The sequence below is a fragment of the Pseudoselenomonas ruminantium genome (assembly GCF_900142515.1).
GTDB lineage: Bacteria > Bacillota > Negativicutes > Selenomonadales > Selenomonadaceae > Selenomonas_A > Selenomonas_A ruminantium_D.
In genome coordinates, this window is the sequence record NZ_FRBC01000017.1 from 31,888 (window position 1) to 52,737 (window position 20,850).

Consider the following 20,850-nt stretch of genomic DNA (forward strand, 5'->3'; position numbering starts at 1 on the left):
CTAAACACCCTCCTCAAAATCCAAGATCTACTTCATGAGTTTTCTTTTTAATCTCAAATTCCAATTCTATACCAGTAGCCTTATTATCTTCATATATCTCAGCTGTATATCTATTTTTACGTTTTATATCATCCAAATCGAATTCAGCATGTTTATTATCCACAGTCAATCTACCCACATAGAATTTATTTTTTATACGTAACTGCGGCTTATGCATGGGCATATTGCAGAAAAGAATGATTTTTGTCTTCTCATTATGTTTATGTTCAATAACATCATTTTCAAACACATAAGTCAATCTATTAGGTTTAGTTGTTATAGCAATTATTGGAACTAACACCTCCTCCAGTGAAGCGCCACCATGGACTTCCACTTCAGCTTTATGGCCACCCTTAAAACGTTCATAATTAGCCAAAACGGCATATCCATTTTCGTAAGTTGCAAAAGGTATTTGTGGATCACTATCCGCTGGACAACATCTACCACTATGTCTGCCTTTTTCTTCTAATTCAATCGTAGCATTCTCTGTTTCGTTTATAACAGCCAATCTGCTGGCGCCATGATCTGAAAAAACCACTGCACGTTTGATAACTCCTTGAGATAACTTTACTCGAATATCCTTAAGCACTTCATCTATAACAGCCAATTCATCTAATAAGTGAATCGGTTGTTTTACTTTTTCATAATCATAATAGTTTACACCATGCTTTATTTCATCTAAATCTTTAGTAACTCTACATGTATTTTGAAAGAAATCATCAAAATCTTTATTCAAGCTAGTTATAGATGGTAAATCACAATGTGCAACACGTATTTCGGCAATCAAACCGTACTCTTTACACTTATTTTTTATATAAGAAAGATACTCCACCCCTAGCGCATCAACAAAATAAGGCATTGCATCACGACATTGAAGATTTTTCAACGTCGCCAATCTCGTTAATATACGATTATAAGGACGTTTTTCTGCGATATCATTCACTTCTAGCAAAAAATCATCTGTTATCTTATTTGATATTTTCTGTTTCTTATATTCAGAGAAATAATCCGTCAACATTCCTGCTAATCCAGCATCATCTATTTGGATAATCCCTTCATTGAATACATATGTATCCATATAAAGATTAACTTGTGGAAGATTCGTCTCCAAAATATAGTTAAATTCTTTACGGCTATACTCATAATAGCTAAGCCATTTCATAGAACAAATTTGCTCATCATGGGTACGATTTGTCAAATAGAAAATAGCTTTGCGCCCTTTTTGCCCAACCTCATTGCAAAATTGTGATGACAATTTTGGATTGTCTTTTATCTTTTCTAGAAGTTTTTTTCGTTCCTCATAGTATTGTCTAAAATTGCTATCATCCACATCTATACTTAGTATCGAAAAATATAACGATCTCTCTAAATCCAACTGATTCTTTATATCACTTGCAGCTATGTTAAGATAGGAATTATCTGTTCCCATAACTTTAATTGCCAACCAATAAAGCCACAAAGTATACTCATCATTAGATTGTAATACGTCACCTATACAAATCTCTAAATCTAAAACCTTAAATTCTTCTGCAACAATTTTCCCAAAATTATTTTCTTCTAACTTACACTTCAACCATTGCCATTGAAGCTCAGTTCCATTTTCTTCCACAACACAGCTACTAAAAGCAGGAAATTTTTTGCAAATAATATCAAAGCTACCAGGACCTTGATTCACACTATATACGGCTCGTCGAAACAATGCAGCCGAATATGTAGTTACCATAGACATCGTTAAACTATCTTTGATGGATTCATTTGTCATCTGTTCCAATGCTGACAATAATTCCCCAACGCCATCATAAAGCTTACCTTTTGCGTAATTTGCATTACGTTCAATAATGATTTGTGGTAAAGGATTGCAACTGTTTCCTAAAAATATAATTCTTCGCTTTAATCGAATATCTTGTTTGCATTTTTGGTGCAGATAATCACGGCAATGCATCAACAATATAACAGTATGTTCACGACATGTTTCATTTACTGCTCTATCCAAATATTCCTCTAAAAAAATCTGACTATGCAACATGCAAGCTTGGGATAAACCCACTAAAACATGAACGCCATCTGAAAACGCATTATTATACGCACGTTCAACATCTGGTATAGAACCATCCTTACAATAATTTGAAACATAAATAAACTTCTTTGCAACATCAATGCGAAGTCTAGATATCAACTCATGGAATAAATCATAATCCTCTGTATCAACAATCAAAGGGAACCCCGTTGACACATTGTTACAATATGATGCGACTTCATTTATGCATTCAGCTACATCCAGACTTCGCATTACATCATCTCCTAATTATTTTTCCTTATTTTTCCTTATTTTTCAATATTTCAATACCAACATTTAGATTATCCGTTATAAGCTCACGCAGATAATAGCGCAAATCATTAAGTTCCAATTCATCAACAACTTTTAAAGCTTCCATAAAACCTTCGTCTCTGTATATATCACCTGCATGATTTTCCAGTAAATGTTTTACACTTTTATCTTCGAACCAATTATAAGGTGAAGTCTTAGCGTTAGATTTTAGATATGCACGAATGTCATTTACGTTACCTAAAATAACAGCATAATCCTCCACAACACCATCCAGGAAACACTTATCTCGTTCCTGTTCACTTGCTAAACGTTCAAAAATATTACTACTTGCATCATCTGTTAAGAAATCAATTGTACGCTTAACATCTTCATCCTTAGGCGAATCATTATTAAGGATATTTAAATATGGCCTTATTCTTTGACGATCTTCATCGTTAAACATGCATAGAATCGGCGTTTGATATTTATTTGACCATTCTCTAGGATTCTTAGTGCCAGTTTTTTCCTCCCAAAGTTTACGCATCTTCATTTTAGCTTGAGATGCTAAATATTCCTTAATTTTTCCTTCTACATAGCTATAGTATTCTGCTTTTGAATATGTAAACAAACCATCTACTAACAGTGCATAAATCTGTTTGGCATCTTCATCAGATAGTTTCTGCAAAGGAACCTTGGCAATCTCTTTAAAGTACTCAAACTGCTTATCATAAACCTCATCAAACAATTTACGAGATGTTGTTAAGGTTTCATAAAAATCATCTTTATCCTGCTCTAATAAAGTCCCAGTCTTTTTCATCTTATAGAGCATCTCAATAAACGGTTTCAATTCGCCTCTCATCTCAACAATTGCCTCAGATGAAATATGCATCTTATGCGTACGGGCATTCCATTGAGTAACCGTTTCTCCCAGTTTGGAACTTTGTGGAAGGCTAAGATTGCTTTCACGTATAATATTGTATTCAATGATTACACGGTCAATTTTTTCTTTTGCTGTATTAACATCCCACACCCAAGTGGCAGCATCTGCATTGAATCTTTTTCTTACCTTTTCGATATATCTGCCATCGTCTCCTACTTCATTCGCTAGGTTAGTTAGTTCTCCATCTCGATATTGCGCTATAAACGCCAACATGCCATTTTGGCACGCATCTGGGCTAATTACAGAAGCTAAGTCATCAGCCAAAACACTATAATCTAAGAATTTTCTTCCCAAATCATTGGCAATTGCGCTCTCATCTACTCCGCCCATATTGCCATTATTAGCCAAGCCACAATACAAGTCTATCGCTTTTTCAATTTCCGCACGCTCAGTAACCAGTTTTTCCTGCTTATCCAAAACATACTTTACGCACCACAAGGGGAAAGGTAGTTTACGTAATTCAAGACGTACACGATCTCTTGCTTGTTCTATAGAACCACAGCACTCCGGATCGATTCCAAAGATTTTTGCCGTTGCTTTTAAGAATGCACTTTGTTCAGCACTCATAGCAACCAAGAACTCTTCCTTATATTTCTTATTTTCAATTACAGACTGATTGATGCCATTGGCAATCATGTTTTTCATTTTGTCCGCCGTCATAGGAGTACTGGTAGATCCATTACTCCAAAAATAATCGCCTTGTGTATATTCCTTCAACAGGAAGCCAAGAACAAATGCCGTTATATTACACGGCATATAACCAAACTTAGGCTTACGCATTTCGTCGAACATATAAAGGATACTGATTCTTCCATCTTCCTTAAATTTTTTCTCAATCATATCCTCTATTGCTAATTTTGCTTTCACTAACGGAAGAGTTTGCTTCATTGGATCTTCCCAATATTTGTCAACATGCCAAGCGCCATTAACAACATTTTCCAAGCTAAATCTCTTATTGTTAGAATTAAATGTACCCTTCAATTCTTGATTTATACCGCATTCGGCGCCCATTGCTAACGGTCCTTTGGTAAACATGTTGTCAACAACTTCGTTTTGTTCCAGCGCATAAGGATACACACGCAAGTTCATCGACTTCAGTTCTTCTATTAGTGCATTCTTATTAGCACAACGGAAACCGCTAATATTATCTTTATTGTATAAAGTAAAGGAACCATTCTCTACACAGGATTTCCATTCATCCAGCTTATCGGCTGCCTGCTTAGTATATCCTTGAGCTTGTTTTGCATCTTTCTTTAAATAATACTTCGCATATGCGGATGAAGTAACATAATCATTAAAATTTTCTTCCCCCATAATATTGGCAGATGCATCGACAAATGTAATATCACGACACTCGTCCTTCTTCATATTCTGTTCAATTAAATCACGAATACGAGTTGCTTCCGACTCACTTTTAGCAAAAGTCAATATCACAGGGAATGTGTACGCCCAATCTTTCCTAATTATACTATTTAATGTATTAGTAAAATCATCAACAGTTGCCGTAAACACTTCCAATCGCATCTCTAATGATTTCGGTATCTTTAGGGCCGTTGTTAATGTTGCATCAAGCACTAAGTTTTTAGTTTTCTTTTCCTTGCGTATATCTTCTTGAAGCTTTTCTATTTCATTGTTATCATTCTGACTAAGTGCAACAACATATTCTACACGATTCCCCGCCGGCCGCTTGAATAACACCTGTTTTTTCTCAAGTGCATCAGCAATATAATGACCTTTATATTCCGGCCATCCAGACACCCCTGAAAATGCCAAATCAATATTTTGATCATTAGGTTTAAGTAATTCGACATTACCTACTCGCTGGGATATAGCTTGTAAAAGTAAAATTACCTTAAACACGCGCTTTTCATCATCGTTAAATCGTTCATTATCTACAATATTATAAGAACCCAATATTGTTCGAACAGTATCCGTTAATCCACTTCTACCCTGAACACAGAAAAATTCCCATAACATATCTACAGTAAGCAAGTTATGATTTGAAAGCGGGCCGACATTATCAATGAACCACTTAAAACTCTTTGCATCCATATCATTGCTAAGGATAAAGTCAAACATACTTCTCTGGTTCGAAGCAAATACTACAGATATGTGTTTTAATAACAGTGCAGCATAAGGATGAATAGGAACAATTTTACACAAATCTTCATCCTTCAGAAATGTTTTACTCCCCATACTATGCTTTTTAGCATCATCAACAATGACTTGCCGTACAGAAATCAATTGATCATTCAAATCATTGGCATAGTCCTGCCATTCTTCTTCCATAATGGGATCATTATTTTTTTTCATGGCTTGCGCCATCAAACGAAAAGCCATATTTTCTGGCAATTCAATTTTAATCGGCGGCACAAAACGTCCCAGTATTTTCTTTGCATCCTCAGAACTTGCAAATAAAGATGTTGATTCATGAGAAACAATCATAAAGAAGAAGTTAGAATCTTGACTAACCTGTACTAATGTTTGGAATCCCGTCAATGCATTACGGTTATTATGGAAATACTCCGTGAATTCATCCCAAATAAAGAGTATCGCACTTAAATGATTTTCTCGAATAATAGTACGAATCCATTCAGCCATATCCTCAGCTGACAGACGCATAGCCATAATATCATTATCTCGTGCTACCTCTAAGAGATTGCGCATAAGCTCCATTACTTTACTTGGATTATTCTCTTTCAAGTCTGCTATAATATGATCGATGTTTTTATCCGGAAATTTCCATGCATATTTTTCATCACTTATAAGGCTAGCAAAATATGTTTTATTTGCTTCTTTTGCTTCCAGCCAATTCAAAGCTGCCATACGCAAAGATGACTCACCATGATTTTTTATATTATGTTTTTCTAATGCAGCAAGTATACTTTCCTGTATAGAAATAATAAGGTCATTATCCGAATGAATCGATGATGATCCAACGCGATGTATGGTAATCATATTGCCATTATTTTTATCGGCAATAATTTTATCACACAACTCTTTTTTTAGGCCATATTCATTAAAATATGCTTCCACTTCATCATCAGATGCTTCCAGCAGAGATTTTACCGTCAATGCTGCATGTGATTTACCAGTACCATAAGCACCTTCTACCCAAAGGGATAGATTTTGCTTCCCCGATAAAACTGTATGTGTTTTTTCCAATAAATTTACAAAACTTTCATGCGGATAATACTGTTTCCATGATACTTTTCCTTCTTGGATAAGCTTTGCGGTTATTGCCGGATAAAATTTTTCATCTATAGAAAAATAATTTTTATATGTTGTATTCTCTCCCATTACTCTCTTTTCCCCTTATTATAACAGTTCCAATACATCTTGAGATTTATGCTCGCTTCGCAAAGTAATTTGATCCAAATTCAATGTAAACGTAGCTGAAATAAATGCTGGATAATTAGCACTAAGTCCGTTCAATATAGGAACCATCGTCTCACGATCAAGTCCAAATATTCTTGTAGGACTGATACCTTCACGCTCGATACTATCATCTAACAGCGTTTCCAATGAGAATTGATACATACCATCACATGCTTCAGCAAATTTATACAAAGAGTACAATATAACTATGTCATTGGGGTTAGGCCATGACGTTCTAGCAAAGGATTTTAATTTTATCATCTCGTTGCCAGAAGCAGTAATTCTTACATCTGCATCTACCATCCCTAATACTTGCGATGTCCCCAATGGTGTTTTGACAAACATTATTTTCAAAGCATCTGCAACATTTCGTCTCCCCAAACCTTTTGTATCATTTTCCATATCTACTGCTAGCATATCTTTTATTTCATCGGGTGTATATGCACGATTTAGATCTAATCTTTCAATTACCCATCTAAAAGTTGGTGTATATACTATATTAGCTAAAATCAGCCCCCATAAAATATTTGCATCATTTTTCACACGTATAATTTTCTCTGTAAATTCCGTCGGAATATTTCTTGTATATTTATCTCCATCTATATTCCTCTTGTATTCCACCATCTCAGCATCTCTTAAGAAATGAACAAATGCATCCTTCTTCTTATTTTGAATAATTCCATCACCATCAGATAACCAAAAATCCTTACCACCTTCATAATTCAAAAATGTATCTACCCATTCTTCTCGAGTCCCAAAAGTAAAGTACCTATCCAATCCACTCATACTCTTTCCCTCCACGTTTTTGTTCTTTACTGAACTATACAACATGCAATGGTCTCTTATATCATGACACTTAAAGCAATGTACGCATAACTCACTTATCTTAACACTACCGCTCATATCAATACAGTGCAATTTACATTCAGCTTCGCATATACCGCATCGCCTACAATAGATACTTTTTATTATTACACTTCTAAATAAAGACTTAAACTTTATAAAATCTTTTGTATTATCCTTCATAGGCAATTTAAACAAGGTAGTTTTAGGCAGCTGATTAACCATCACTGCGAATTCATTACTTTTAAACGACACTTTATATTGATCAGACGATATTTTATTTATAGCTCCGAGTGTTTTTGCCCATTCCATCCAATTCAACTCTGGTAGATATGCTTTTATTAATAATGAACCGTTATCATCCTGTATTTCGAATTTATCTTTACCTACCTTTAATTCTCGCCCACTTTTTCTAGTTCTCCAATATCCATTATCTATAAATTGCCGCATTTCGTTAGCATCATATTTTTTCCCACTCGTTTCTCTTATTATTTCTAGGAATTTATCTACTTCATCTTTATATACCATTCGCTTAATATACTCATGTTTTCCCGTAGAATTAGGACATACCAAACATCCTGCACGTGAGCTTCCTTTTTTATATGCATTATTCAGTGGAAGAGAATTTGCATATATGTATAAGTATACTTCTATTGAGTTCCAATCCAAAATTGTATGACAACTGTACTGACCTTGATGTTTCTTTCCTTCACTTAAATCATCATACATACTTCGCTTCAAACTCTCTTCAGCACGGACGCCTGTAAAAGCCATACCTGTAAAAGAATCTTTTTTTATTATTTTCCTTATTAAATTTATTTGTGGAGATGTTTTATGAACACTACAGCACCATCTAATTGCAGTTGATGGTGGTCCAAAGCACCGCCAACTCTCGTCAGGAGATAATGTAGATTTTGCCCTGTAAAATCTAACACCTTTACGTTCGTATTCTCTTTCCATATAATTTACTAGAGTATATGTATCTGAGAACTCCATTTGAGTATCACCAAATAAAATAAAAAAGCTATCACTGGGTAATGCTTTGGCAACTATATCTGCAGCAACTATACTATCTTTTCCTCCACTAAAAGCGACATAAAAGACGTCTACTTTCCTCTTATACTTTTTATAGTAATTAAAAACTTTCTTAATAGTTTCCTGTGTTAGATTTTCTAACAAACCTGCATTTTTACTAAGCATTGCAGGAACATCAACTAACTCCAGTTTACGCTGTACTTGATCAGATTTATTTAGCACTATCAATTCTGGTTGTGTAAATAGCGATCCACCTTGTGTTTTTGCAATCTTTTCGCCCTTATAATAATAATTGTTATTTTCCGCCCACATTATTGGATATGTTTCATCTCTAGGATAATCAAAAAACTTATCAAAACCAAGTAAATCTAATTCCCTATAATAAACAGGTCTTGCCTCCATACTCATTTTTTCTTGCTCTGGGAGTAATACAACGCCACCAGTTTCTTTATCCCACACATATTTATACAATTCATTCACCCTTGAGTTCTTTACGTTTTATTTTTGCTTTTTCGAGGATAACATCTATCCCTTTATATGCAGCTCTTGTTATATAACCGTCTTCTTTAAGCTCTTTCAATGCTTCATCTGTTGTTTCACATTCTTTATGAAGCAGTACATCAAAAATTAAATCATCATATTCAATACTTCCTGCATCATGACGCACCATAACACCATTAAAATCATTTTCTGAAAACGAACTATTCATCAGCTGAAATTTTTCGCTGAAGCTATATATATAACTCTCTAACAAATATCCAGTCCATCGATAGTTTTCAACGCTAGGAAAGTTACTAATCACTGAGCTTATCAATTTTAGCGACATATACTTTCCAGTACATATATTTTCTTCTATGAACGAATCTATCTTCTTAGCATCAAATGTAATCATTGAGTCCTTGACAAATGTATCTCCATCTATTCTTACCATGCTATCATGTATTATATCATGACGAATTGGTGTATCAATTTCCTTGGAAAACTCTTTTAATTCATCCATTGTAAATGTGTCACGTTCGGCACAAAACTCACGATACATTTTTGCTGTATCCACATAGATTTCTTTTGGTGTAATGAATTTTGCCGTAAAATTAAAATCATCTTTTAGTAAATATCCCAATGCTTTTTGAAAACAGCCATTAGAAAACTTTTCTGTATTAATTTCTACAGATTTGCATTCGATATTAATTCTTCTTCTACATTCATCCGCTTGCAGTTGACGAGCTGGTGCATCTGCTATAGCCTCACCTATAACTCTTCTAATTTCTTTTAACTCCTCATTTGTTACAGGAAAGGTTTCTATTGCCATATAGGTGTTAGATGCTGTGTTTATAATAGATGATGTTGTTCTAACCACCTGTTTGATTTTTTCCAAAGGGATAAACCATAGTTCTTTTTCTAATTCATCATAAGTGATTTCACGTTGTACATCACGTATATAATCACGTATATTCTCATCTATCTCTACTGTACAGCCATCTTTCGTAATATGGCCAAAACCATTCACACTATACCCGTGCATGCCCCGGCGTAGTACAGGCCAAAATACATCTTCACTGTAGATGTTCATCTGCTGTTCTATCTCATGTTTATAGTGCGGAAATACACAACTCAAATATATACACGAAAAGCCATTTTCGTATATATCATCAAAATCCTCCAATATTTTCTTCAATAACTCTTTTTGTTTTTGATTATTTTTTAACTTTCTTCTACCATTATCTTCATAAGTAATCTTCTTAATATTCTCTTCAAACACGAGTTTTTCAATTTTTCTTCCATATTCTTGTTCAAAGAGATTCGCAAATCTATTAAAATCCAGTCTACTATTTAACTTTATCCCATTAGGGTATTCTCTTTCCATTATTTCTTGATATGGATTGTTCTCATCAACATCCACATCAAAATTATCATTATCTGTTTTTTCTGTTATTTCTTCCGTCTCATATATATTATAATCATCCTTAACAAGCTCTTTATGTTCCTCTATATTCTTTTCTGGATTAATAATTGTTTCAACTTCACTATTTTCGTTTTTCACATACCATGAAATATAAAAATCATTCGTTAGGTCATCATCATTTTTATACCCCAGTCTCTTATTAGCTTCTGTTAGTAAAATTTGAAACTCTGCATTTCGGAATCTATACATCCTTACAATGTTTTTATCTAATTGAGTTCCACCTTTTCTGCCTCTCCGTCCATCTGTTAATAGATAATCTATTTCTAAGGCATGACGATTAATCGCGCCTTTTCCGCGCGATGTATCCATTACATAATCATGCAACTGCACATATTTTCGTAAATGCTCGTAAAATTCTTGGATCACCTCTACAATTGAGCGTCCTTTTAAGTTCACACATTCATATATCAACCGCGCTGTCTCATATTCATCCCATTTTCTTTCCATAGGTGTAAACGATAACTCCTTTTTTTCATTACTGGAAGATTTTTCTCTTTTATATTTTTGCCGCATTAAGAATAATTTTTTATCCTGTGAAGAATAGTCTTCACCTTCAACACCTTGTCCTGCTTCCAATAACTTAAACGCATACATTTTCATGGCCAATTCTGAAATTGTAAAAAGTGATTCTGCTTCATCGCTATATTTTCCCATGTGATATTTTTTCAATACTGCACATTCTTGACGCATAATTTCATCCCATACAGATGAATCTATATCTTTGATAGCATAATATACATCCAGTAAATGTGCAGTTTCAATCTCATCCCAGCCCTGCATATCCTTGATAATACTATCCATTCTCGTCTTCTCTTCTAAAACATCGCTTTTCCTCTCATCTTTATCGCTTGTTCCCATAGACTGAGCCACTGTAATATCATTTGCTACATCAACTTTTTCCTGCATCCCCACATGCGATTTGGCCTCTAATAGCACATATTGAAAAGCTTCTGGATCATTTCTGTACAGTTCGATAAATGATTCCATCCATCTCGCTCCACCACTCAATCCTTGCTTCCCACCGGTGACAATGTAATCACAATCATAAAGCTGCATGGTAATTCCTGCTACATTGCGATACGTATCATTAATCTCCATACCGCGCATCACTGCATAACGCCTATACAAGTCTGAGAGCTTCTCAATCTCTGCCATCCATTCAGTTTTTGGCCAATCTTTTATTTTCATATATGTATCGATTAGGATTACTCTTTCGTATTTGTCAAAAGGTACGCGCATAGCAATCATCCCTTGCTGGCAAAAATTTTATACTTCTTTTTATTATACTACTAACTAACGGATATCGCTAGTTTTTATTCAAACTAAATTTGCTCGTTAGTTTCAACTTATAGTGTGAGATATTCTGTATAATAGTTATTAGAGGTGATAAACATTATGTCCATCGGTGACAAAATCAAAGAACGGCGCAAGGAATTAGGGATGACACAGACGGAGCTGGGGCGGCGTGTTCATAAGTCTTCGCAGGTAATCTCCAATTGGGAGCGGGGCTACACCACCGGCATTGCCGCCGAAGACTTGCAGCATCTAGCCAATGCGTTATCCACCAGCATCTCATTCTTTGTTCCTAACACCTACACTACCACCTCCCCTGTGCTGGGAACAGACAATACTTCTTCCTACGACAAGGTTCAGGAACAAAAGAAGGACAGCCGCCTAGATTCCCTTATCGCAGAATATCCCCACTTGGATGAGAAGTCCAAGGACATCATCGATGCCATTGTGGCTCTGTCCAAAAAAGAATGACCTTCATATAAATAAGGCTCCGAGCCTGCTGCTGTATCAGCTTGCTCGGAGCCTTTGCCTTATTTTATTTTTCCCATATAGCGACGCCTGTAATAATCCATTGCCCGATAGTTCACAATATCCCGAAAATGGGCTGCGACTGCCTCATTCCTTAGATATGGTTTTAGATTTTCACAGACATGTATTGCCATGATTCCCCCTGTCTGGATAAAATCACTTTGCAAAAAACGTAAAGGCATCTTCCGAATCTTATCCAAATGCCATTTATCTGTAAGTTCCTGAAATTCCTGTTTGCTGTGCACATGGGGCAAATCCTGCCAGTTCCTGTCCTTGATAAAGAATTTTTTCCATGCTGCCAGTACATCCTCATAGGTCAGTTCTGCTTTCAGGCTGTTTTTCTCCTGCATAGCCAACAATACAGGCATTTTGTAAACTTTGGTCATTTGCGTAGCAGCTATCTCCTGCAGAAAATCTTCTGCAATTGTCCCTACCAGCTCTTGTTCTGTTGGCGTTGCTTCCCCCAGCTCCACCAAATAGGCCAGATAATGCTTGAACGGATTTTCCTTTGCATGTTTGAGGCATAATTCATAGACGCTTGCGGTCATATTTTCAAAAAGTTCCATACGGGACGGCCTCTTCCCTAGCAACGACTTGATCCGATAAAACTCATCCTTGATAACCTCCCGCAGACTCTGCCTGTTTTTATCCGCTTCGCGAAAGAGATCGATCAGCTGCAAGTCAAAATCCACCCAGCAATTATCCGGATATTCATTTTCTGCTGGCTCGCCTTCCCCATAAACAGCCTGCCCTTCTCTGGAAAGCAGCCCTTTTACCATGCCGGCGTTGCGGTAATTGCCGATAAAGTCCAGCACCGTAAGGTGTGACTTTCCAGGATACAGACGCAAACCTCTCCCCAGCTGCTGCATAAACACAATGGGTGACTCCGTGGGACGCAAAAACATTACCATGTCCAAAGCAGGAATATCTATGCCTTCGTTAAACATATCCACCGCAAAGATCACCTTTAGATCACCGCGAATAAGCTGTTCCACCGCAGATTTCCTGTCATCTGTAAAAGCTCCCTGTGCATTGCTATATACCGCCACGGCTTGGATTCCCTGCTTGATAAAAAACTCTGCCATAGCTTCAGCATGTTCCCTGGTCGCACAAAATCCCAGAGCACGCTGGGATTTGTATTTCCGATAGTGGCTGACAATCTGCTTCATGCGTCGAATATTGTCTAAATAAAGGCAATTAAGGTCATGGGCTGCATAAGTCCCTGCCACCGGACGATATGGCCGATAGTCCGTATCGTCATAGATTCCATAGTAACGGAACGGCACGAGCATTCCCCGATTGATTGCCGTGAACAGCGGCAGCTCATAGGCCACATTGTAATCGCATAATGCATATATATTACGCCCGTCCAAGCGTTCCGTAGTGGCAGTCAGCCCCAGCAAAAAACGCGGTCGGAAATAGGCCAAAATATTTCGGTATTTATTGCTGACCGCATGATGGAATTCATCCACCACAATGTAATCGAACTGATCCATTGCAAAATAATCATCGTTCAAATATTTGACCTGACCTAAAGTTTCCACGGACGCAAAAATAACGGCCTTACCTGTCTGCTTCTGCTTGCCCGTAAAAAAGCCGTAATCCTCCAAATTTCGCACATTCCGAAAGGCTTCCGCCGCTTGGCGCAAAATTTCCTCCTGATGAGCGATAAACAGCACCGTGGCAAAGGATTGGGAATCAAAGGCTGCTAAATATGTCTTACCTATACCTGTAGCGGCATGGACGAGGGCCTTTTCGGCACCTTCCGCCCTGGTCTGTGACAGATAATAGAGCGCTTCGATTTGCGCACCTCTCGGCCGAAAAGTATCCTGCCGCTCCTTTAACCAATCATCAAAGGAAATATTTCCCGGCTTTCGCCAATTCCTAGCATACTGCTGCAATACTTCATCATCTGCCAAAAGGGAATGATTTTGACAGATATCCTGAAACGTCTGGTAGAACGCCATATATTCCCGTTCATTTTCCCGGCTATCCAAGCAATAGTTCCATTCTACGGCCCCGCCCAGAGCACTGGCGGACAGATTTGACGAACCCACAAACAGATAACTATAGGTGTCAAAATGGACAAAGTACGCTTTGGGATGAAAACTTCTGCCTGTATCCTGATAGAATTTCATGATTCCGGCATCCCCCAGATAGTAGCGGAACAGATACAGGGCCTGAGGTTCGGTGAGGTTGAAGTTCCTGCCTGTCAGCAAGGTGATCACTGCCCCACGCCGGACGGCAGCCATCAGCGCCGGCAAAAGCAAGCGCACACCGGATTCCCTGACATAGGCCACCATGATGTCAATACGCTTGGCCTTAGCCATGAACCGCTCCAAGGCTGGCAATAATTCCCGGCCATACTCTCCCGTAAATACAGGAAAACATTCCCCTTCAGCAGTTATGGCATTCTTTGACACAGTATGTTCAACCATAGCTCAGCTGACCGCCCTTCCCTCACATCTCCAGTTATCCACAGGCTCAGATTTTTCCACAGGGCAATATCTTTCGTTATGTACTGCCAGTGCGTCTCTGTCATATCCGTAAAATACCGGCCATGGCGCATACCGGAAAAATCGCCGTATTTGAACGATGCATAGAGAATACCACCGCTATGCAGACTCATTGCCAAGTTATGCAAAACCTTACGCAAATCCGTTTCCGGCAAATGCAGCAATGAAGCACAAGCCCAAACACCATCATAGGCATCTACTTCTGCAAAATCTGTAAAAAATTGCCTTATAACCTTCTGCCCTATATATTTTTCCGCCAGAGTTGCCAGCTCATCTGCACCATCCAAAGCCGTAACTTTATATCCCTGGGATAAAAAGTAATGGCTATCCCGCCCTGAACCACAGCCAAAATCCAGTATATGCCCGGACACCGCTATCCTTTCCAGGAACTGTTGCTGCATATTATGAAAATCCACATCTCGTGTATTATCTGCAAATTGACGCGCATTATCATTGTAATAGGCAAGTGTTGTCTCTTGCTCCCATGCCATTCCCATCATCTCCTAACACCATTTTACCCCATTATAGCCACTAACTTCTCTCATTTATCGTTACCGTCATAAAATCACGCGTTAAATAGCCGTAACCCGAATAAAAAAGGCAGTGAAGTTAATGATAACTTCACCACCTTTTGATATGTCAGACACAATGATAATCGTCTTTTGTTTGCATTCTTAATGCAAACGTAAACTTTTACAACTTGAACTGTCCTATGGCTGTCTGCATATCCGAAGCCATATTGGCCAATGCCTGCGATGCTGCGGCAATCTCTTCGTTCGATGCCGATTGTTCCTGCGTAGCTGCGGAAATTGTATGTGTATGCTCCGATGTTTTCCGGCTTATGCGGTCAATGGAATCCACTGCTGCGACGATATTGCTTGCACCTTCTGATACCATGTTCACAGACGAGTTGATTTCATCCATCTGCTGTTTGATACCATTGACCATATTGAGGATACCTTCAAATTGTTCACCTACTTCACGGATGGCTGCAGTACCGGATTTCACTTCATCCGTACCAGCCTGCATGGCCTTTACAGCTTCATAAGTATCCTGTTGGATTGAGGAAATACGCTGTTTGATCTGTTCCGCTGAATCCTGGGATTCAGAAGCCAGCTTGCGTACTTCTTCGGCTACCACGGCAAATCCTCGGCCGTGTTCACCAGCCCGGGCAGCCTCGATTGCTGCATTGAGCGACAACAGGTTCGTTTGCTCGGCGATAGATGAGATCGCCTCTACGATCTGACCAATCTGGGTACTGTTCTCTCCCAGTTTCTGCACAACTTCTGCGGAAGCCATCACGCTCTGCTCGATATTGCCCATACGTCTCACGGCATTTTCCATGAGCTGAGAACCTTTTTGCGCCGCCTCAGCCGTACGATTAGAGGTATCGGTGACGGTCTGTGCTTTTTGGGCCATCGCTGTTACGTCGCCATATACATCATCCACGTTCTTCTTGGCACCATCAATATCGCCTAACTGGGCCTCCATGCTCACCGAAACCTCACCCACGGTTTCTGCCACATGCACTGCTGCATCTGCCGATTGATGGGCATTGGCCGTCAGCTCCTCAGAAGCAGCTGCGACCTGTTCACTGGTCGTTGCCATTTTATTGATGAGCTCACGCAGATTCTTGCTCATGGTATTGAACGCTTTCGTAAGCGCACCAATTTCATCTGCGGATTCCACTGGCAGCTGTTCCAATTTCAAATTGCCATTGGCCATCTCAACTGCATGACCTTCCAGCTTCATCACCGGCCCTGTGATCTGCCCGGCAAAAGTACGGCAAACGAAAGCAGACAACAGCAGGCCACCTAAGATAAGGGCAATGAAAATAAGTTTCAAATTCCATAATGCGGCAAATACAAAGGAACTGGACACAGAAATCCCCACCAGCCAGCCTGTGGAAGGCACCGTCTGGTAAGCAAAGATCTGATCTTCGCCGTTAATAGTGGTTTCAAAATAACCTTCACCATTTTTGACCATTTCTTCAAAATGGTTTCCCCATCCTTCAATATCTTTAAAATTTTTCATCTGTTCCCCGGCACCAGATGTAGCCAGGATGTTGCCATTTTTTTCCATGACAATACCGGCACCTTCGCCGTGGTACTTCATCTTATTTACCTGATCTGTTATGGCATCCAAGGCGATATCCACGCAAGTAGCACCTACGAATTTACCATCAGCCTTGACGGGAGCAGCCACTGATACAACCAGTTTCCCCGTGCTTGCAGCCACATAAGCATCCGTGAACAACACTTTGTCCTGAGCCTTAGCTTCTTTATACCAAGGACGTTGACGAGGATCGCGTTTGCCAGTCTTGTCTCCTGTATAAAACCCCATCCACCAGCCATCTTCAGTACCACCAGTCATTTCCAGGATTTCTTTATCCGAAATCGTGGTTCCTAATGTTGCCTTATTATGCATGGTGTCAAAGTCACCATTCAAACTAGTCATATAGTTGGTCGTAGCTACACCAAAAGCACGTTTTTCCCGCAGCCAGCCATCCAGCTCCATCACTTCCCGGGAAACCGTCGTTCTCAGCTCGCTATCTACGCTTTGTCGAAGTTCCCGGCTGGCCATGATATAACCAGTGATTGCTACTACTGCCATCAATAATCCCATGATTCCAGACAGCAGCATAAACTTTTGTTTTAAACTCATAAAGTCCCCCTCTTTCCATCGCCATCCTCCAGCGCCATAACCTTATACCTCATGCGGATTAATTTCGCGAAACAAAGAAAAAATTCCTTCTCCTATAGGAATTTTCTTTGCTTTATCATGCTTGCATTCATCCATGTCAGCTGTTTCCATATAATCCCCGCCCAACTTCACTAAGCGTGGTAAGCCCCTGCGATACTTTGCCCTTTCCATCTTCCCACATCGAGATCATTCCTCCTTGCCGGGCTAAAACATCCATTTTCTCCCGGCTGGTTCCATTCAATATCGCCTCCCGGATCTGCTGGTCAACTACCAATAATTCCTGCAAAGCAATACGCCCTTGATAAAGCTCACGTTCCTGATCCACGCAACGGCGCACTAACCGTTGTGCCAATACCCCCGACAGGGTTGCCGCCAATAAATATGGCGGAATTCCCATTTCCAATAAGCGAAATACAGCCGCGACAGCATCCTCCGTATGCAACGTAGTCAGCAATAGATGACCAGTCAACGCTATGCGCACAGCCATCATGGCTGTTTCTTCATCGCGGATCTCCCCTAAAAGTATCCCCTGCGCATCCTGACGCAAAATCGCTTTGAGACCATTGGCATAAGTCAGCCCGGCCTGAGGATTCAATTGAATCTGATTGATTCCTTCTATATGACGTTCAATGGGATCTTCCAGCGTCAGCCAATTTTTATCTGGTTGATTCAATTCTTGCAGCGCAGCATACAAAGTCGTACTTTTTCCGGAATTCATAGGGCCACAGACAATGATCAACCCCGAGGGGCGATGGATCAGTTCCCGGAACTTCACCTCATTCGCAGCGGTAAAGCCTAACTCACCAAGCTTTAACAAGGAACTCTGCAGATTCATCAACCGCAAGACCAGCATTTCTCCTCCAGCGACCGGCATAGCAGACATGCGAATATCCAAATCCATCCCTTGTTCCCGAAAAACGAAACCGCCATCCTGCGGCTGCTGATGTTTGGCAATGTCCATCCCCGCCATAACCTTCAGTCTTGACACCAGCATCGGTGCCAGTTCTTCCGGCAGGCGATAAGCTAAAACCTTGAGTAAACCATCGATGCGCAAACGAAAACGCAACGCTCCTTCACAGGGCTCAATATGCAAATCGCTGGCTCCCTGCTCAGCTGCCTGCAACAATAAAAAATTGGCCATTTGCACCATTGCAGCACTACCCTCGCCCGGCGGCCGTCTTCTGTCGGCCTGTTCCTGAAAACACTGCCTGACCAGGATACGCCAAAAAGTTTCCTCACTATGCATTTTATCGCTATCCTTTACTATTTTATGCTAAATCTCATTCGTCATATGACAACGACTTTCCTGCTTATAGGGGCGTTTTCTTATAAGCAGCCGTGAAAAAACCATCCACTCTGCCCCCTTGGGAGGGAAGTGCGTCCACGGGACACAAAAGGGGTAACCCCTTGACCAGTCAGTTATTCACCAACTCGTCAGATGAGTTACCCCCTCTGGTCACGATGTGACCACCGCCCCCTCAAGGGGTGGCATAAAAACGTTTTTATGGTTCCCTGCAGTCAAAATCTTACATATGACCGCAATTTCACAAAATCAATATAGGTTTCCGTCTCAGGATGACGAGGCAGATAATCCTGATGCTCCGCCTCTGCCGGCTGAAAATGTTCCAGTGGCTGCGCTATCGCACACAGCATTCTGGCCCTTTTGGGATTGCTGTTGGGATCATTGAGCGTAAGTCCTGCGTCTCCCGCATCTGGTGCCTTGCCACGGTTCGCAATGAAGTTCATATGCAGCTGCACCTGCGGTTCATCCTCAGCTGATGCGTAGAACACACCTGCCCGGTACATCTCCCCTCTGGCCTTCCCCTGACCATCGGGAACATAAGGATTCACCACGGCAAAAAGCAAGTCCATAAGTTTCGATAGATCCATCTTCTTGGGATCATAACTTACTTCCACCCCCATATAAGCCTTGCACTTGCCACTGGCTATATCGGCAAAATTCCCCTCGCCTTCCCCATTGATATAACCTGTGCATACCGCCATAACCCCTGGAACATGGACAAAGACTTCCTGCAGTTCATGGAAATCCCCGCCGGAAAAATAGATTTTTTTCGTATATACGACACTCACCCCTTTTCCTGTTCGGGATGGAAGATATCCACCTGCCGATGGGCCGCCCGCTCCACATCAAAGAGTTTCACGAGTTCTGCCACGGCCTGGGTGGGCGAAATGGTACCATCGAGTACCGCCTCTCTGACCTCCGGCATCCTGCCCGTAATCACGGGATCTTCAAAGAACAGATTATGCAGATGCTCATCAATCATGCTGTGCATCCAATCCAACAGCTGCCCATCCCGGCGCTTGTTCCAGATTCCGCTCTTCTGGGTATTCTCCCGAAAGCCCCTGATGACCTCCCAGAGTTCCTTAAGACCGGTCTTTTCCACCGCCGAGCACATATAGGCATGCGTGGGCCAGCCAGGGGTAGCCGGGCGGATGTATTCCAGCATCCGCTCATACTGCCCTCTTGACACCTTGGCCTTGACGAGATTATCCCCATCGGCCTTGTTCACCACAATGGCATCGGCCAGTTCCATGATTCCCTTCTTGATTCCCTGTAATTCATCCCCGGCACCAGTGAGCACCACGAGCAGGAAAAAATCGACCATCGACCGCACGGTGGTTTCTGACTGCCCCACTCCTACGGTCTCAATGATGATGACATCATAACCTGCCGCTTCGCACATCAGCATGGTCTCCCGGCTCTTGCGGGCTACGCCCCCCAGCGTGCCCCCAGCAGGCGATGGCCGGATAAAGGCTTCCCGCCGCCGCGATAAGGTCCCCATCCGGGTCTTATCTCCCAGTATGGAGCCTTTCGTCACGGAACTTGTGGGATCGACAGTCAGGACCGCCACCCGATGCCCCGCATCGCAGAGCATATTGCCAAAGGCCTCGATCATGGTGCTCTTGCCGGCTCCGGGCACGCCCGTGATGCCGATGCGCAGGGCGCGCCCTGTATGGGGCAACAGACGCTGCAGCACCCTTTGAGCCTTGGCAAAATGGCGGGGACTGTTGCTTTCAATCAAGGTGATGGCCCGGGAAAGCGTCATCCTATCCCCTTGCAAGACGCCTTCCACATAGTCATCTTCGGACATGACGAGCCGCTTTTTCGGCTTCATCTTCCCGCTTTGCAAGGCAGGATTGATATTGCCCACGGTCGTGTCCTTGATTCCCTCAATGCCGCCCATCACAGAGCAGGCAAATTTATCGTTTTTCTCCTCCGGCACCCAGCTTGGCTTGCTTGTTGTGTATTTCTGTTCCATCATGGCCTCCTTAAAAAGCCTCC

At 40.7% G+C, this 20,850-nt stretch carries 11 protein-coding genes; 1 reads left to right on the forward strand and 10 read right to left on the reverse strand.

Features of this window, described 5'->3' with window-relative positions; translation table 11 throughout:
• Window positions 1-13 precede the first annotated feature (13 nt).
• Genes pglZ through BUB68_RS09260 form a run of 4 tightly spaced genes read right to left on the reverse strand, consistent with a single transcriptional unit; the run spans window position 14 to window position 11,745 of the window.
• On the reverse strand, window positions 14-2,329 hold the full coding sequence (gene pglZ, locus BUB68_RS09245) for a BREX-4 system phosphatase PglZ (RefSeq protein ID WP_073090446.1): 2,316 nt from the start codon (window positions 2,327-2,329) through the stop codon (window positions 14-16).
• Between the two features lie 25 nt (window positions 2,330-2,354).
• Entirely contained in the window at window positions 2,355-6,587 is a 4,233-nt protein-coding gene (locus BUB68_RS09250; RefSeq protein ID WP_073090449.1) for a hypothetical protein, read from the reverse strand.
• A gap of 18 nt (window positions 6,588-6,605) precedes the next feature.
• Window positions 6,606-9,023 carry a phosphoadenosine phosphosulfate reductase domain-containing protein gene (locus BUB68_RS09255; protein ID WP_218587689.1) on the reverse strand — a complete coding sequence of 806 codons (2,418 nt, stop codon included), beginning with the start codon at window positions 9,021-9,023 and terminating at the stop codon, window positions 6,606-6,608.
• Entirely contained in the window at window positions 9,016-11,745 is a 2,730-nt protein-coding gene (locus tag BUB68_RS09260; RefSeq protein WP_073090455.1) for a hypothetical protein, read from the reverse strand. Before BUB68_RS09260 ends, BUB68_RS09255 begins: the two co-directional genes overlap by 8 nt.
• 156 nt (window positions 11,746-11,901) lie before the next feature.
• Between BUB68_RS09260 and BUB68_RS09265 the strand changes: the two genes are divergently transcribed.
• The gene (locus tag BUB68_RS09265; protein WP_073090457.1) at window positions 11,902-12,270 is read left to right on the forward strand and encodes a helix-turn-helix domain-containing protein; all 369 of its coding nucleotides are present in this window, start codon (window positions 11,902-11,904) and stop codon (window positions 12,268-12,270) included.
• A 59-nt stretch (window positions 12,271-12,329) separates the two neighbouring features.
• On the opposite strand, the gene BUB68_RS09270 is transcribed toward BUB68_RS09265, so the two are convergent.
• The 6 genes from BUB68_RS09270 to meaB form a co-directional block, all read right to left on the reverse strand.
• On the reverse strand, window positions 12,330-14,765 hold the full coding sequence (locus tag BUB68_RS09270; protein ID WP_073090460.1) for a DEAD/DEAH box helicase family protein: 2,436 nt from the start codon (window positions 14,763-14,765) through the stop codon (window positions 12,330-12,332).
• Window positions 14,732-15,334 (reverse strand): class I SAM-dependent methyltransferase, encoded by a 603-nt coding sequence (locus tag BUB68_RS09275; RefSeq protein WP_256625853.1) that lies wholly within the window; start codon window positions 15,332-15,334, stop codon window positions 14,732-14,734. The genes BUB68_RS09270 and BUB68_RS09275 overlap by 34 nt, the downstream gene beginning before the upstream one ends.
• Window positions 15,335-15,536: 202 nt before the next feature.
• Entirely contained in the window at window positions 15,537-17,507 is a 1,971-nt protein-coding gene (locus tag BUB68_RS09280; RefSeq protein ID WP_073090466.1) for a methyl-accepting chemotaxis protein, read from the reverse strand.
• Window positions 17,508-17,643: 136 nt separating this feature from the next.
• Window positions 17,644-18,792 (reverse strand): GspE/PulE family protein, encoded by a 1,149-nt coding sequence (locus tag BUB68_RS09285; RefSeq protein ID WP_073090469.1) that lies wholly within the window; start codon window positions 18,790-18,792, stop codon window positions 17,644-17,646.
• A gap of 272 nt (window positions 18,793-19,064) precedes the next feature.
• Entirely contained in the window at window positions 19,065-19,637 is a 573-nt protein-coding gene (locus BUB68_RS09290; RefSeq protein ID WP_073090472.1) for a peptide-methionine (S)-S-oxide reductase, read from the reverse strand.
• The gene (meaB, locus tag BUB68_RS09295) at window positions 19,634-20,827 is read right to left on the reverse strand and encodes a methylmalonyl Co-A mutase-associated GTPase MeaB (protein WP_073090475.1); all 1,194 of its coding nucleotides are present in this window, start codon (window positions 20,825-20,827) and stop codon (window positions 19,634-19,636) included. The genes BUB68_RS09290 and meaB overlap by 4 nt, the downstream gene beginning before the upstream one ends.
• Window positions 20,828-20,850: the final 23 nt, after the last annotated feature.

Coding starts and splice junctions, on each gene's coding strand:
- pglZ (WP_073090446.1), bottom strand. CDS start 2,329: ATGCGAAGTCTGGATGTAGCTGAATGCATAAATGAAGTCGCATCATAT.
- BUB68_RS09250 (WP_073090449.1), bottom strand. CDS start 6,587: ATGGGAGAGAATACAACATATAAAAATTATTTTTCTATAGATGAAAAA.
- BUB68_RS09260 (WP_073090455.1), bottom strand. CDS start 11,745: ATGCGCGTACCTTTTGACAAATACGAAAGAGTAATCCTAATCGATACA.
- BUB68_RS09265 (WP_073090457.1), top strand. CDS start 11,902: ATGTCCATCGGTGACAAAATCAAAGAACGGCGCAAGGAATTAGGGATG.
- BUB68_RS09270 (WP_073090460.1), bottom strand. CDS start 14,765: ATGGTTGAACATACTGTGTCAAAGAATGCCATAACTGCTGAAGGGGAA.
- BUB68_RS09275 (WP_256625853.1), bottom strand. CDS start 15,334: ATGGCATGGGAGCAAGAGACAACACTTGCCTATTACAATGATAATGCG.
- BUB68_RS09280 (WP_073090466.1), bottom strand. CDS start 17,507: ATGAGTTTAAAACAAAAGTTTATGCTGCTGTCTGGAATCATGGGATTA.
- BUB68_RS09285 (WP_073090469.1), bottom strand. CDS start 18,792: ATGCATAGTGAGGAAACTTTTTGGCGTATCCTGGTCAGGCAGTGTTTT.
- meaB (WP_073090475.1), bottom strand. CDS start 20,827: ATGGAACAGAAATACACAACAAGCAAGCCAAGCTGGGTGCCGGAGGAG.